Source organism: Gallaecimonas xiamenensis 3-C-1, from assembly GCF_000299915.1.
GTDB classification, from domain to species: domain Bacteria; phylum Pseudomonadota; class Gammaproteobacteria; order Enterobacterales; family Gallaecimonadaceae; genus Gallaecimonas; species Gallaecimonas xiamenensis.
In genome coordinates this window covers 15,578-30,480 of the sequence record NZ_AMRI01000028.1, presented here as the reverse complement: position 1 = coordinate 30,480, position 14,903 = coordinate 15,578, and the positions used below count along the sequence as shown (strand labels likewise).

Annotated in this window: 9 protein-coding genes; all 9 read right to left on the bottom strand. The window is 52.4% G+C overall.

From position 1 onward, the window contains the following. Positions 1-301: 301 nt before the first annotated feature. On the bottom strand, positions 302-2,953 hold the full coding sequence (locus B3C1_RS16370; protein WP_008486187.1) for a TonB-dependent receptor plug domain-containing protein: 2,652 nt from the start codon (positions 2,951-2,953) through the stop codon (positions 302-304). Between the two features lie 480 nt (positions 2,954-3,433). Continuing rightward, positions 3,434-6,115, bottom strand: a complete 2,682-nt coding sequence (locus B3C1_RS16365) for a TonB-dependent receptor plug domain-containing protein (RefSeq protein WP_035482536.1) — start codon at positions 6,113-6,115, stop codon at positions 3,434-3,436. Positions 6,116-6,532: 417 nt separating this feature from the next. Next, entirely contained in the window at positions 6,533-7,792 is a 1,260-nt protein-coding gene (locus tag B3C1_RS16360; RefSeq protein ID WP_192813397.1) for a tetratricopeptide repeat protein, read from the bottom strand. Between the two features lie 5 nt (positions 7,793-7,797). Beyond that, positions 7,798-8,433, bottom strand: coding sequence for an energy transducer TonB (locus B3C1_RS16355; protein ID WP_035482534.1), 636 nt, complete (start codon positions 8,431-8,433; stop codon positions 7,798-7,800). 1 nt (position 8,434) lies between these two features. Next, complete coding sequence (locus B3C1_RS16350) at positions 8,435-8,839, bottom strand: ExbD/TolR family protein (RefSeq protein ID WP_008486182.1); 405 nt, start codon at positions 8,837-8,839, stop codon at positions 8,435-8,437. 12 nt (positions 8,840-8,851) lie between these two features. Beyond that, positions 8,852-9,379, bottom strand: coding sequence for a MotA/TolQ/ExbB proton channel family protein (locus tag B3C1_RS16345; protein WP_008486181.1), 528 nt, complete (start codon positions 9,377-9,379; stop codon positions 8,852-8,854). Further along, on the bottom strand, positions 9,379-10,737 hold the full coding sequence (locus B3C1_RS16340; RefSeq protein ID WP_008486180.1) for a MotA/TolQ/ExbB proton channel family protein: 1,359 nt from the start codon (positions 10,735-10,737) through the stop codon (positions 9,379-9,381). The genes B3C1_RS16345 and B3C1_RS16340 overlap by 1 nt, the downstream gene beginning before the upstream one ends. Beyond that, a complete protein-coding gene (locus B3C1_RS16335; RefSeq protein ID WP_035482531.1) occupies positions 10,734-11,516 on the bottom strand; it encodes a DUF3450 domain-containing protein in 783 nt (260 codons plus the stop codon). The genes B3C1_RS16340 and B3C1_RS16335 overlap by 4 nt, the downstream gene beginning before the upstream one ends. A 473-nt stretch (positions 11,517-11,989) precedes the next feature. Continuing rightward, positions 11,990-14,860 carry a TonB-dependent receptor plug domain-containing protein gene (locus B3C1_RS16330; RefSeq protein WP_237751010.1) on the bottom strand — a complete coding sequence of 957 codons (2,871 nt, stop codon included), beginning with the start codon at positions 14,858-14,860 and terminating at the stop codon, positions 11,990-11,992. Between the last annotated feature and the right edge of the window lie 43 nt (positions 14,861-14,903).

The following is a 14,903-nucleotide window of genomic DNA, read 5'->3' as shown; positions in this document are numbered from 1 at the left end:
TATGAAAAAGCAACCCGATAGTCATTTAAGGGGAATGGCTGGTCAACGGACCCAATCAGGTAAGAAATAAGGGAATGTGAAATTTAAATAGCGGAGCAAATCACCGACAGAAACACCAAAAGTAACGTTTTAGAAGCTTAATAAAACTAAGGCTCAGTGGCGGGGCGATTAGAATTAAGCCAATCTCCATGATTTCTGCATCTTTCCTGACCAATGGAATAAATCGGAAAGCTGCACTACGGCGCGAAAGATTGACACAAAAAAAGGCGGCCAAAGGCCGCCTTTTTAAAAGTCCGGGGACTTAGATACGCCAGCTCAGCTTGGCATATACGTAACGGCCCAGCACATCGTACGCTTCAGGTACGGTGTTGGCGTTGGAGTAGTGAGGCAGGAACTCAGGATCCTGATCGAACAGGTTATCAATACCCAAGGTCACAGTAGCATTGTCACCAAAGTGGTAGCTGCCAGACACGTCGTTGTAGATCACAGCGTCGGTCTCAAAGCTCTGTTGCTCCAAGTCCTTCATGCCGTCGATGTAACGGACGCGCCAGGAAGCATCCCAGCTCTCGCCGCTCAGGGACAGATTGGCGTTGTGCTTCCACTCAGCATAGGCGCCGTTCTCACCACTGATGGTGCCAGCATACTCACGACCGTCTTGCTTGAAGGAGTCGAGGTAGCTGGTATCCCAAGTGATGGCCCAGCCCAGACCCAGCGCGTCAAAGGCATAACGCACGTTCAGGTCAACACCAGTGCTCTTCTGCTCACCAACGTTGGTCAGCGGACGCGTCATGTAATCGATGTCACCGGTCAGCGGGTTACGCTCGATGTTCAAGGCGTCACAAGCAGACTGAACACCGTCATAGCAGTTGCTCAGGTAAAGGTTACCGTCGATACGGGTAATGGCATCGGTCACCTTGATTTCATAGTAATCAACGGTGGCAGAAAGACCATTGACGAAGCTCGGGCTCCACACCGCACCCAGAGTCAGGGTCTCGGCCTGCTCAGGCTTCAGGTCAGTATCGGCAGTCCAGACGTTCTCGATTTGATCGTCAGGCTGAACATAGTTGGGTGCACCACCCAGCTCGCTCTGACAGGTCTGATAGCGAGTGCTGGAGGGGTCGGCTTGGTTGAAATTGGTACAAGGATCGGTCAAGTAGTCAAAGCTACCTACAGCGCCGCCGTACAGTTCAGACACTGTCGGGGCACGGAAAGCAGTAGACTTCACACCGCGCAGCATGATGTCGTCGTTCAGACGCCAGGTCAGGCCCAGCTTCCAGGTAGTGTCGTCACCAAAGGTGGAATAGTCGAAGTAGCGGATGGCCGCTTCCATGGACAGGTCTTTGACCAGGAAGATATCGGACAGCAGCGGGATCGCGAACTCAGTGTACACCTGGGTGGTGTCGTAGCTACCAGAAGTCGGATCTTGCTGGGATTGGGCGCTGTCGCCAGCCACGGTTACAGAGTCGGGCTGGAAGAAGCCTGACTCGCGACGGTACTCAGCACCACCGGCAAAACCTACAAAACCAGCAGGCAGTTCGAACAGGTCACCGGAAATGTTACCGGCAATGACGTTCATTTCGTTACCGCCGGTGGATTGGTCGGTGTAGTTAACGTAGTCCAGTACGTCCTGGCTCAGCTGGCCCTCAGGCACAAACCAGTCACCACAGGGCACACCGTCACCACACAGAGCCGGATCGGTGGTTTCGATCAGCTTGGCGGTGTTTTGCAGGTTGTGAACCTTGCTGACGGCGTCGTTACGGCCCCAGGTGTAGGATACGTCCCAATCCAGGCCGTTATGGATATCCAGGTAGCCCTGAGCACCCAGTACGAAACGAGTGGTGTCAACTGTCTGCTCGTAATCACGGGTACCGGCATCGCTCATACGACGCTTGTAAACCACATCTCGGCCCCAGATGTTGCCCGTGGCGCCGGCCTTGATTGTCAAGCCAGAGACAGGAGAGGGTGCAAGCATCTGCTCAGAAGTACGCTTGGTATGGAAAAACTCGGTAAAAATTTGAGTTTCATCCGTTACTTCGTAGTGGCCACTACCAAAAATTGACATCCGCTCTTGGGGAGTAGAGAGATATTGGTAGGGAACATAGTCATAGTCACTGGTTTGCTTAACCCATTGGCCAGTAGCAGGGTCCAGTTCCATATAATCGTTGTTACCGTCGCCATCCAAATCGATACCGGCATTCACAGCACCGCTGGGGATAATACTGCTGCCGTCACCACAGGCACCAACAGCGTCTTTATCACGGACACATTTCGACCAATCACGATTGCTCTGTTTGGCACGGCCACGATCAACATAGCTTGCGCCAATGACAACGTTACCACGGTCAAAGCTGCCGCCCAGCAGCATGCTGATTTCACCAGTATTGGCGTCGCCTTCGGTGGTGCCGCCGTAGCTCGCATCAAACTGCAAGCCTTCGAAATCTTTCTTGGTGATGATGTTGACCACACCGGCAACGGCGTCAGAACCGTAAACAGCGGAAGCGCCATCTTTCAGCACTTCGATACGCTCGATCATGGCAACAGGGATGGACCCCAGGTCAACGGCAGCATCAGCGCCGGAGCCGGAGTTGACCATACGACGGCCGTTTACCAGCACCAGGGTACGGGCCTCACCCATACCACGCAGGTCAACACGGGATACACCTTCACCACCGTTGTTGGTGGAAGAACCGGTAGGCGCACCGGCGCTGAAGGTGCTCTGTGCAAGTACATCAGCTACAGAGGTGTAGCTGCCACGAGACAGGTCTTTGGCAGAGATGATGGAAACAGGGCTAGCAGTTTCCATATCAGTGCGTTTGATACGCGAGCCTGTTACTTCGATACGCTCCAGATCGCTGCCGTCATCGGCGGCCAGTACAGGAGCAGCTACAGTTACGGAAGCACCAGCAAACAGCGCCCAGCGCACAGCTTTGGAAGTGATTGTTTTTGACATCATGACATCGTTTCCTTTGGCGATATTTTGTTCGCATTAGGATTTGTGGTTTTATTTTTTGGCTTTGCAGCCGCATTGATACTCAAACAGTGCAACTTTAATGTCAATGCAACCTGATGATGCAAAAAGATGTCAAATGATATAAAAATGAAAACAAAAAATTAAGCAATGGATGCCCAACTGACAAACAATATGAAAACCTCGCATTACGCGCCGTTTTTATTGGCTTTTATGAGGCATTAGCAGCGCTCAACACTGCTAGATAGTTCCCAAGGAGCGGCAGTGCCAAGTCAATAAATGTGATCTGCATCACCAAGTAAATTTCAAGGAACAACGTAAAAAACAAATAAAAAACAAAAAGAACACAAAAAGAACAAAGCAATCAAAACTTATATCATTGTCTGCAAATTGGACGCTCAATAAGCCCTCCCTTTACTCAGCAAAAAAAAGCCCGCCAAAGGCGGGCTTTTATAGGGTTGGCTATCAGAAGCGCAGTTCAGCAGAGGCGTAGAACTCGCGGCCAACAGGGTTGTAGTAGCTGCTGTCGAAGAAAGGCCAGCTGTACAAGGTATTGTCCACTTCCGGTTTGGCGTCGAAGAGGTTATTCACGCCTGCCGCAACAGTGACGTTATCGGTCAGATTGTAGGACAGGTTGGTATTCACTTCGGTATGGGCATCAACACGCACGTCGAAAGGAGCGACTTCACCGAAGTAGTCAGAAGCATAGACACCTTTGTGATCAGCTATGTACTTCACCATGGCAGTGATAGCCAGATCATCGGTCGGCATCCACTTGGTGGTGAAGTTGGCACGCCAGCGAGGAATACCGCCTTCATAGAAAGAGCTTTCCACCGGAGAGCTGGCATCCAACTGCTCTTCCCACTTGTCTTGGTAGCTGCCTTCCAGACGGAACTTGAAGGTACCGGCGGCGGCAGTGTCCAGGGTATAACCGATGGCAAGGTCAACACCTTCCAGAGTACGGTTAGACAGGTTGATGGCTTGGGTGTTGATGGTGACCTCGCCGGTAACGGCATCACGGTCAATCATATTGGCGTACTTGTCGTACTTGCTCATCACATAGGAAGCGCTCAAAGCAGTTACGATATTGTCTATCTCGACATGCCACCAGTCGACTGAGATATCGAAGTTGCCGGGGTTGTATACCAGACCCAGGTTCCAGTTTTCACCTTTCTCTTCTTCCAGGTCGGGGTTAGCACCAGCAACCACATTAGCGCTGATTTCGTAGTTGCTATTTTGTGCACAAGCGCTGGGAGTTAGACCATCAGCAGCGCACTGCTGGAAGTCAGTAATGGTGGAATAGGCACGGGTAGGCTCACCGAACAAGCGCTGCATATCAGGAGCCCTGAAGGTCTTGGCCCACAGAGCACGCAGCAGCAGTTCATTGACGGGGCGATATTCCAACGCGACTTGGGGAGAGAAAGCCCCACCAACGTCGGAGGCATCATCATAGTAATCGTAGCGGCCGGCCAGAGTTGCGGTCAGCTTGTCGACCACAGGGATGGACAGCTCTGCATAACCGGCATATTGCTTACGAGAACCTTGGCCAGCAGAACCGCCAGTGGTGAGGATCTCGCCGCGCTGGGAGAACACGTCGGAACGGTCATAGAACCACTCACGGTTCATCTCGACACCGGCTGCGTACTGGACTGTGCCCGCATCCAGTTCAAACAGGTCACCGTTGATACCGAAGGCCCAGCTTACCAGGGTGGACTGGCCTTTCTGAGACGGCTGATAGGACGCCATATCAAGCTGGTCCTGGCTAATCGCGTCAAGCTGCGAGCAGCCGTTGACGCAGGAGTTCAGGTAATCGAAGTAGCCGTTGATGGTGGCGTAACCGCTCTCTTCTTTGTCGATACGTTGGCGCGACAAGCTCCAAGAGGTCTCATAGCCAATATCGTCGGTCAGGTAACCTTGCAGACCAAACACTGCGGAGAAGTTGTCAGTGGTGAAGTCTCCGGCGCGGGGACCAAACTCTGCAGCACGGCGACGATAGTAATAGGTTCCATCGTCCTGACCGGCGAAATCGCCGCCAAAAGCAGTCGCCTTATCATAGGTCTTGGACAGTTCAGGACGCGCCTTGGAAGACAAGGTAACGTCGTTACCGCTGACATTAAAGAGGAAATCATCGCCTACAGCCATGGCTTCGATGCGCTGCTCAACGGTGGCATGGGTGAAGTCCACCCGGCCAAACAGCTGATGATTGTCACTCAGCTCATTGGTGAATTTCACCATCAGAGAAGTGCGCTCTTGGTCGGGCAACAATTGGCGGTCGCCGGCGCGGTTGTATTTACAGACGCCGTTGCTCTCAATAAAGCCCAGCTCGGTACAGCTATCGGAGTTGCTCACCAGGCGATCGTTACCGGTTGCGCTGGTCGCCTTTGTTTCCCAAAGGGATGCACCATATCCGGAGTAACCGCCAGAGGGATGATCCCAAGCCAGGTCGCTACCCAGACTCCAGCGGTCGGACGCCTTCAGGCGGTCACGTTTCTCATGCTCAACAAAAAGCAGCATGCTGGAATTGTCGTCGGAGCTACCGGTTACCAAGCTGATCTTATTGGTGGCACGGCCGCCATGGTCGGTGTCAGAAACATAGGCATTAATAATGGTGTCTTCAACATTCTTCTTCAGGATGATGTTGATGACGCCACCCATGGCATCTGAACCGTAAATGGCAGAAGCACCGGTAGTGAGGATCTCGATACGCTCAATGGCGCCAACAGGGATGTTGGAGGTATCGGTGAAGTTCTGGGTACCGCCGGCAGCAAAGGGGTACTTGGCCACACGCTTACCGTCGATCAGGGTCAGGGTCCGGCCCAAGCCCGCACCACGCAGGTTCACACCTGAAGCTGCTGGGGTAAAACCGAAAGACTCCTGCTGGGTCAGGGAGCCGCCAGAGTTCTGGGTCAAAGAGTCCAGTACATCCTGGGTACTGTTAAAGCCCTGGCTGGCGATATCTTCAGAGGAAATAACCACCAAGGGGGAGGCACTTTCCATATCGGTACGCTTGATACGAGAGCCGGTAACTTCGATGCGTTCCAGGTCGGCGCCATCATCGGCCGCCATTACGGGGGAGGCAACAGCAAAAGACGCTCCAGCAAACAGCGTCCAGCGCACAGCATTAGCAATTCTTGTTTTTGACATCATGACATCGTTTCCTTTGGGGAATGTTCCTTCGTAAAGAGGAATCTTGATTTCAGTCCCTGGCACAGGGGCCACCCGGATGGTTATTCAACAACTGTTTAATGTCAAAGCAACAGGAGACGAGAGGAGCGCCGGAAAGGAAAATCAAATGAAAACAAAGAAAACAGCCTGATAATCAAAAGAAAGGCAACAGTTAACAACAGGAAGAAAGTCGATTAAAAACAATAAGTTAGAGAAGCTATCAAAAGTTCGGGTTATTTGCACAATTAATGCGTCATTGAAAAAAACCCTTATAAATTAAAGAGGTAGATTCGACGCGCTGGTCAAAAATGAGCCTAAAATGTCATTTCTGAATGCATTGGATATTAGGAAGGATAGATAAAGTAGATAGGTACAAAAAAGGCCCCGAAGGGCCTTTTTTTAGAGATTCACGCCCTTACGGGTCGCTTCTTCTCTTACGTAGCCTTCCCAACTGGTGGCCGTCTTCTTGGTGTCATCGTATTTCTTCGCCAGACGGATCTGCTTGATCGCATCCAGATAACTCTTCTTGAAGAAATAAGCTTGCGCTAACGCCAAGTGAGCACGCCCAGGCTGAGACAGGTTACCGGCATTGATGGCCTTGGTCAGCGCTGTGATGGCACTGTCATACTTTTCCTGTTCCAGCAGCAGGTTGCCCTGTTTCAGGAAATGCTTGCCTTCTTTGCCCGCTTCACCTGCACGACCGTAGTAAGCAATAGCCTTGTCCAGCTCCTTGGCGTTGTGCCAGGTGTTGGCCAAAGTTGACAGAGATTGTTCAGTTTCCGGAATAATACCGGCCTTCATGAACTTCTCTTGGATCAATGCAGACTTGTAAGGAACATCCTGGCTGGCGAACAACTGGGCAAGAACCTTGCCTTCGTTTTCTTTGTCCAGGAAGCCCTGCTTGTAGGCCAGATCATAGGTCGCCAACGCCTTGTCGGTGTTATTGACCAGCATGTAGGTCTGGCCCAGCTGCATCCACCACTGCTTATCTTTGGGCTCCAGCTTAACCAGCTCTTCAAGAACCGGCACCATGGGCTTATACATCTTGCGATCAAAATACGCAGCCAGTTTCAGCACATAGGGGTTCTTGTTGGGCTTTTTATAGAGACCAATTGCCTTGTCAGCCAGGGGCACCACTTTGTCCAGCTGTTTCAGCTGATAGTGGGCCTGGGCCATCATGGTGAACACATCGGCACTTTCCTTACCGGAGTAGTCCATCCACTTTTGCAGATAAGTGAGTGACTCACGCCACTTCTCACGCTGCTGCAGCATCTGGCCGACCTGGCGCAGGGCGCTCTCCTGCTCTGATTGGTTCAGCTGCTCGGAATCAGCAGAACGTTTCAGGTATTGCAGGGATTGGTCGTACTTCTCCTGGTAGTAGTAAATAGTGCCGATAAAGCGGTCTACATAAGCCTTGTCATAACCATCACGTGGCGACATGTCCAGCAGGATCTCAAGGGCACCCTTGTAGTCCTCTTTACCAAACAAATCATAGGCTTTGGTGATGGCACGCCCTGCAGACTCAGACAGCGCCTGGGTCTTACGCTTAGGCAGTTGCTTTACCTGAACTGTGTTGTCTTCAGCATGAACAACAGCGGAAGGCAGGGCAGTGCCGGCAAGCGCCAGCACTGCCAGTAAGGAAGAAGCGATCTTTTTCATCTTCATTACTTTTTACCCTCCAGTTTGAAGTCCAGCTGGACTGTCAGACCAGGTTGCTTGATGGGCTTACCATCAATGATCTTCGGCTTGTACTTCCACTTAGCCAGGGCGCGCTTGGCTTCGCGGTCGAATAGACGCTTGGGCTCAGCATCGATTACTTCGATGTCTTCAACACCGCCAACTTCGTTGATGGTGAAGCTCAGTTTTACCCAACCTTCACGGCCATCACGAGCAGCTTCCACAGGATACTTGGGATCCATACGGAAGATAGGTGTTGCTTCGCCATCACCACCCATGCCGGCACCTATGGTCGGCGCACCGATCCCGGGGCCTGAACCTCGGGCTGAGAAATCAAGCTTGGGCAGATTCAGGTTTTGCATCTGCTGAGTCGGCTTGTTCGGCTCGTCGGGCACAGCTTTCAGCGGCTTAGGTGGCTGCTTCGGCGGCGGCGGTTTCTTGGGCAGCTCCCGCGTCTTGTTCTGGGGAGGCGTTTCCTGCTTGTCCATGGCAATGTCGATGACCGGTGTTTCGGCGCCAGCGTCAAAACGCTTGGCGCCACCGGAAATCAGGTAAGCCATGAAGTAGAACAGGGCAAACGTGACAACAATCCCCAGCAATATACTTGCTATGGATCTAGCCATATTAACTCCCAGGATCAGCTGCAACGGAGATCTTATCGATGCCCGCAGCTTTGACTTGGTCCATTACATCAACAACAACGCCGTGTTTGGCGTTCTTATCTGCTTGTATGACCACAGACGCTTCCGGTTGTTCAGCCAGCATACGCTCTACGTTGGCGCGAACCCGTTCTACGTCAACGGCGCGTTTTTCCATGTAAACTTCGCCGTTCTCTTTTACTGCGATAAAGATGTTCGCAGCTTTTTTCTTGGTCGCTGTGGCCGCCGTCGGGCGGTTTACATCAATACCGGACTCTTTGACAAAAGAGGTGGTCACGATGAAGAAGATCAGCATGATGAACACGATGTCGAGCATCGGGGTCATGTCGATACTGGCTTCTTCCTCTTGCCGTACACGTTTACGTGCCATAGCTACTCTCTCTTAGTGATGCGGCATGCTATCGACAAGGCGATGGCTTGCAACTTTAACCTTGGCTTCCAGGCGTGAACTAAAGAACACGCCGGACAGGGCCGCAACCATCCCCGCCATAGTGGGGATAGTGGCCATGGAGATACCAGACGCCATCAGACGAGGGTTACCGGTACCGGTGTTAGCCATGATCTCAAACACATGCACCATACCGGTGACCGTGCCCAAGAGCCCCATTAGCGGACACACCGCCACCAGGGTCTTGATGAGTTGCATGCGCGCGTTCAACTTTTCATTGGCTTGGGAGATCCATGCCTCACGGATTCTATGCGCGTACCAGGATGTGGTGTCTTCACGGGCGTCCCAGTTTGCCACTATGTCCTTCACCAGTTTGGGGAAGGCGGAAGTGACATACATGTAGCGCTCGATCATCAGAACCCACATGATGAACAGCACGAGGGCAAGCCAGTTGAGGACCACACCCCCGGTATTCATAAAATCCCTGACAGATTCCCAGAGCTCTATCAGGAAGAGCATCATTACTTGGACTCCTTCTCCGCGTGCTCAGCGATGATGCCGGTGGCCTGTTCCTCGATGAGGTGGACCAGGGACTGGCTACGTGAGTACACGATGGAGTGCAGGAAGATCAGCGGCAGAGCAGCAACCAGACCCAGTACGGTGGTTACCAGTGCAGTAGAGATACCGCCGGCCATGATTTTCGGGTCACCAGTACCAAACAGGGTGATGGACTGGAAGGTGTCGATCATACCGGTAACGGTACCCAGCAGACCCAGCAGAGGAGCTACGGCAGCCAGAACCTTGATGACGGATACGCCGCGCTCGATGCGGGGAGTTTCCTTCAGGATGGCTTCGTCCAGTTTCAGCTCCAGGGTTTCAACGTCAACGTTACGGTTGTTTTCGTAAACCTTGAGGATGCGGCCCAGGGGGTTCTTATCGCTGGGGGTGTCGGACTTGAGCTGCTTACGGATAGCAGCGCTCATGCCGCCCAGAACGATCAGACGCTCAACAACGATCAGCAGACCCAGACCCAGAACGGCGGTAATAACATAACCAACAGTACCGCCCTGCTTGTAACGCTCATCCAGGGTGACCTTTTGGGTCATCAGGGTCAGGATGGTGCCACGAGAGGGGTCAACGTACAGGGCAGAGTAACCGGAAGCATTGTCAGCATAGCTGTCAACGGTAGCGGTCATGTAGGACTCTGGCTGACGGGACAGCTCGCCTACGGTCTCAGTCTCGCCGTTGAATACCAGGTACTGGTCGGCATCCATCAGGTTGAAGGTACCCACGCGGGTCACTTCACGCTGCTCACGGTCACCGGTACCGGTGATGACGTTGGCAGGGAACTTGACGATCTCACCAGAAGCGGTCATCTCTTTTTGCAGAGCAAACCACAGGTCTTCCAACTGGGGCAGTTCAGGCAGCTCTTTAGACTGAGCCAACTCACCCATCAGCTTGTCACGGCCAGGGAACTGAGCGGAGATGATGGAGGTTTGGAAGCGAGATTGAGCATCACCTGCAACCTGACGAACCACACCGAACATCTCACCCATGTTACCAACGGCCAGGGTCAGCTTTTCTTCCAGTTCAGCCAGTTGCTTTTCGTTCTCACCGAACTGAGCTTCCAGCTTCTTGCCACGGGCTTGCTCAGCAACCAGCTCACGCTTGGCCTGGCTCAGCAGGGCTTGCTTGTCGGCACGCTCAGACAGGAATTCCTGCTCACGCTGCTTGTTGATCTTACCTTCGGAGAGGCGATCTTTTTGTACCTGCTGCAGCAGTTGCTCCAGGGTCTTAGCCTGAGGAGCGGCAGCCATAACCGGCTGGGCGGCCACAAAGAGACCGGCAGCCAGAACAACGCTCTTCAATACGGTTTTCATTCTGCGGACTCCGGTGCTTCGATAGGCAGTTTCAGGAGATTCGGGGCAGCCTGGCCACGAGCCAGTTTCACCGCTTCACGCACGGAAGTGATGTACTCGTCACCCAGTTTTTCCCAGCCCTTGGCTTCACGGTTCCAGAACCAGGCATTCTTCTGGTCCAGAGACATGGCCAAAAACGCCACACGACCGATGTGTACGAAGTCTACAGAGAGCTCTTTACCGTCGATGGGCAGCAGGCCCTGGTAAGCAAAGCTCTTGGAGCCGTACTCAACTTCGATTTGGTAGGCTTCCAGTACACGGCGGTACTTCTCGGAAGTGGAGACCGCAGAGTCTTCCATCATGTCCTTGAGCTTCTGAACGCGCTCAACGCGCTCTTCTTTCTCGAAGGGGATGTCCAGAGCAACAAACTGCTCCAGAGTGTCGATCATCCGGTACATCAAAGGCACAACGCCCTGTTGCGTCTTGGTGATGTTGTTGATCTGTTTGTTGAAACGGGCCACTTCAACCTGTTGGCTCTCAATAAGCTTGGCGATGTGGTCGTTATAGATTTTCAGGTTATCGGTCTCGGCCACGGTAGTGCGGTAATCGGCTACCAGGTCACGAGTCTGATCTGAAATCTTGTCAATCTTGGCCTGTGAGGCCGCGGCGGCGTCATTGATAGTTTTCTCAACGTCTTGAGAAGAGACAAGAGGATCGGCCGCAAAAGCGGCGCTACCGGCAAACATAAAGGCACCGGCAAGGGCCGCAGCGAGTGTGCTTCTCTTGCTTAGTCTGGACATAGTTCCCAACCAACGTCTTATCGTTATAGAACCCTACTCACACAGTGGTGGCAGGAGTTTGAAGGACTGCACGCTCTGCGCAACACGCGCGAGGTACACCAGCACTGGATGATTCCAGATTCAATAAGGGGTGTCAACCGAGTGTTAGACAACCTTTAAGCAGCTTTTGACCCTTGTCTCAGCTTGGTCTAATCGGGGGAATAACTTGTTGAATTTCATTGGGTCGCATTGCCCTGTCATAGTTTGCCCCAGCACCAGGAAGGCAGCCTTAACAAGTCAGCTTCGGCCTATTTTTCATGTCGACCACGAAAACATCACGCTAGCAAGCTGCCAATGATCTTCTTCAAACCTATCGAGTCTCTGGGCTTCGAATCGCCTCTTAATCTACCTAATGCAGATAGAGGCACCAAAGAGCGACCATAAAAGAAGAAGCCGGCAAAAAGCCGGCTTCTTTATTTGGAGTCTAGAACAACTTAGAAGCGCGCAGTGAAGCGAGCGTACATGTAACGACCAGCAGTGTCGTAAGACGTGTTGATGGTGTTCATGTCTTCGTAGTCGGAGACATAAGGCGGTTCTTCATCAAACAGGTTACGCACACCCAGAGTGACGGAGTAGTTCTCGCCCAGGTAATAAGTCCCTTGAACATCGTGATACCAGATAGCATCAGCAGTGTTGTCCAGAGCGTCTGCATCATAAACATAGGAGTCGGTCGCAGACATGTAACGGCTTGTCCAGAACACTGAGAAGTTGTCAGTGGAGTAGCCGATGTTCACGTTAGCGCGCCATTTGGCGAAGGCACCTTTACGACCAGAAGCGTTTTGGTCTTCAGCTACTTTACCGGCAGCCTTGATCATCTCCTCACCTTCAAATGCCAGGTAGTTGTACTCTTTGAGGTAAGTACCTTCCAGAGACAAATTCAGGTCACCACCAATAACAGGAGTGGTGTAGGAGAAGTCAAAGTCGTAGCCTTTGGTGGTAAAGGTAGAGAGGTTAGCACTCTTATCCAAGATACCTGCAACAGGACCCAGAACAGAGCGATACTTGCTGCCTGGCAGCGGGGCTTGACCGAAGTAGCTGGGGCCTTGAATCAGATCACACAGCGGGCTGGAGAAGTCCTGGCTGTTGTAGCAAGCGTTGATGATGTTGCCTGGACCAGGCGAACCAATGGCATCGTCGATTTCGATGTCGAAATAGTCGATAGCCATGTTGAAACCTTCGAAGAAGGTCGGGGTATAGACGATACCCGCAGTAAAGCTATCTGATTCCTCCGGCTTCAGGTCAGCGTTACCGCCGCTGACAGAAGTGGCTTGGTTCGAAGTCGCTACGTAGTCAGGGTCAACACCGTCAGCAGCACAGTTAGCACGGATAATGGCGTTGGTAGAACTTCCCCAATTAGTACAAGGATCGTTGTAGCTGGGGTTGTTCTGGATTTCAGCGGAGAACAGTTCTGTGATGCTGGGTGCGCGGAAGCCCTCGGCTTTAGTTGCACGCAACAGCAGGCCGTCGATAGGCGCGTATTCGATACCGAACTTGGTGGTGGTATCGGAGCTGTCCAAATAGTTGTAGTCGGTCCAGCGGATAGCAGCACTGAAGGTCAACTTCTCAGCAAAAGGCATACCAGACAGGATCGGCAGCTCAAATTCAGCAAAGGCTTCATCTACGCGGAAGTCACCGTAGGTAGAGTCCGAAGGCTGGTTGTAGATCTGGCCGATAACAGCGGCGCCGTCCAGTTGCTCCTCGTAGGACTCGTAACGATTTTCATAACCGACAGCCCAACCAATTGCGCCACCAGGCAGTTCGAAATCGCCAAAGTCACCTGACAGGTTAGCTTGGAAAGTGCGCATTTCCTGGCGAGTAACCGGGGAGTTGGGAATGGTCGCGTAAGCGATCATTTCCGGGGTCAGAGTGTCTTTGGCAAAGGGGTTCCACAGACCGGGGCAGGCGTCGTCCGCGTCACAAAGGTCTTTGTTGACCAGAGTATTGAAGCGCTCAGGGTTACCCAGACCATACTCTACAGAAGCGTCAACAAAACGCTGGTAGTTGTAGGACACATCCCAGGACCAACCGTTCTGGAAGTAACCTTCAAAACCCATCAGCATCTTATAAGCATCGGCATCCTGGGTATAACGGCGGCCACCGGTCTCAGCCAGACGGCGAGAGATAACGACGTCCTGGCCAAAAGGGTTGTCTGGATGGTCTTCAGGTACTACCTGACCCCAGAAGGTACCCTCAGCGGCCAGCAGCTGTTCAGACTGACGGTTGCTGTAGGCTACTTCGGTAAAGGCATTAACACTGCTGAAGCCGCCATCACTGATTTCATAGTTGCCGGTAGCGTTAAAGCTGAAGACTTCCTGGGGAGTGACCAAGTAGCTAACAGCGGCGTAGTTATAAGCGTCAGTTGCACCATCGAAAGGACGAGGTACACCGTCAATAACTACATAAGCACCTTTGGGGAAGGTACCAGTACCATCGAGGTTTACGTTAGCAGGGGTAGTTGTACCAGAACCAGTACAATACTTAACACCATCATCTTCAGCCAACGGGCAGTCTGCAAAGCCACGGTCACGCTGCCAAATGGTGTCACGCTTGGTGTACTCCATGTTGATAACAGCATTGCCCTTTTCAGAGTTGGCGCCCATGGTCAGAGCGTAACGCTGAATCTCACCGTCACCCTTGCTGGTGCGGTCAGTCTGAGCGGTGAACTCTACGCCATCAAAGTCTTTCTTGGTGATGAAGTTGATAACACCAGCGATAGCATCAGAACCGTAGATGGTAGAGGCGCCGTCACGCAGTACTTCAACCCTTTCAAGAAAAGATACAGGGATCAAGTTCAAGTCGTTGTTAACAACTCGGCGACCATTCACCAGGATCAGGGTACGGGAGTCACCCAGACCACGCAAAGAAGCAGTTGCGTAACCAGAGCTGCCGTTGTTGATGGACGCGCCAAATTGAACACCACTGATAGCAGGGATGTTTTGAACAAAGTCTTCAATGGTGGAGTAACCGGAGTTGGAGATGTCTTCGGCGGTGAATACTGAAACAGGGCTGGCGCTTTCAATGTCGGTACGCTTAATACGAGAACCAGTGACCTCGATACGCTCAACAGCCTCCTCGCCATCGGCAGCATACGAAGGTACAGCTGTTACGGCAGCAGCAGCCGCACCAGCGAACATCGCCCAACGGACGGAATTCGCCAATTTGGTATTGCGATACATAAGTTTTTCTCCCTGGACCATTTGCATGGCTTCTTGTGTAGGGTTCGTATCATTCGACGAACCCTTGTTACTGGGTTGTAACCCAACCGTCGCGAAACTATAAACACACGAAACAATGACAGTCAACATTGGTTCACAATGTTTCAACCAGTGGAAACACTGAGGATACAGG

What these genes read in the sequence shown, in the direction of transcription:
- B3C1_RS16345 (WP_008486181.1), bottom strand. Translation starts at nt 9,379, where the DNA reads ATGATGCTCTTCCTGATAGAGCTCTGGGAATCTGTCAGGGATTTTATG.
- B3C1_RS16330 (WP_237751010.1), bottom strand. Translation starts at nt 14,860, where the DNA reads ATGTTGACTGTCATTGTTTCGTGTGTTTATAGTTTCGCGACGGTTGGG.
- B3C1_RS16340 (WP_008486180.1), bottom strand. Translation starts at nt 10,737, where the DNA reads ATGAAAACCGTATTGAAGAGCGTTGTTCTGGCTGCCGGTCTCTTTGTG.
- B3C1_RS16370 (WP_008486187.1), bottom strand. Translation starts at nt 2,953, where the DNA reads ATGATGTCAAAAACAATCACTTCCAAAGCTGTGCGCTGGGCGCTGTTT.
- B3C1_RS16360 (WP_192813397.1), bottom strand. Translation starts at nt 7,792, where the DNA reads ATGAAAAAGATCGCTTCTTCCTTACTGGCAGTGCTGGCGCTTGCCGGC.
- B3C1_RS16350 (WP_008486182.1), bottom strand. Translation starts at nt 8,839, where the DNA reads ATGGCACGTAAACGTGTACGGCAAGAGGAAGAAGCCAGTATCGACATG.
- B3C1_RS16355 (WP_035482534.1), bottom strand. Translation starts at nt 8,433, where the DNA reads ATGGCTAGATCCATAGCAAGTATATTGCTGGGGATTGTTGTCACGTTT.
- B3C1_RS16365 (WP_035482536.1), bottom strand. Translation starts at nt 6,115, where the DNA reads ATGATGTCAAAAACAAGAATTGCTAATGCTGTGCGCTGGACGCTGTTT.
- B3C1_RS16335 (WP_035482531.1), bottom strand. Translation starts at nt 11,516, where the DNA reads ATGTCCAGACTAAGCAAGAGAAGCACACTCGCTGCGGCCCTTGCCGGT.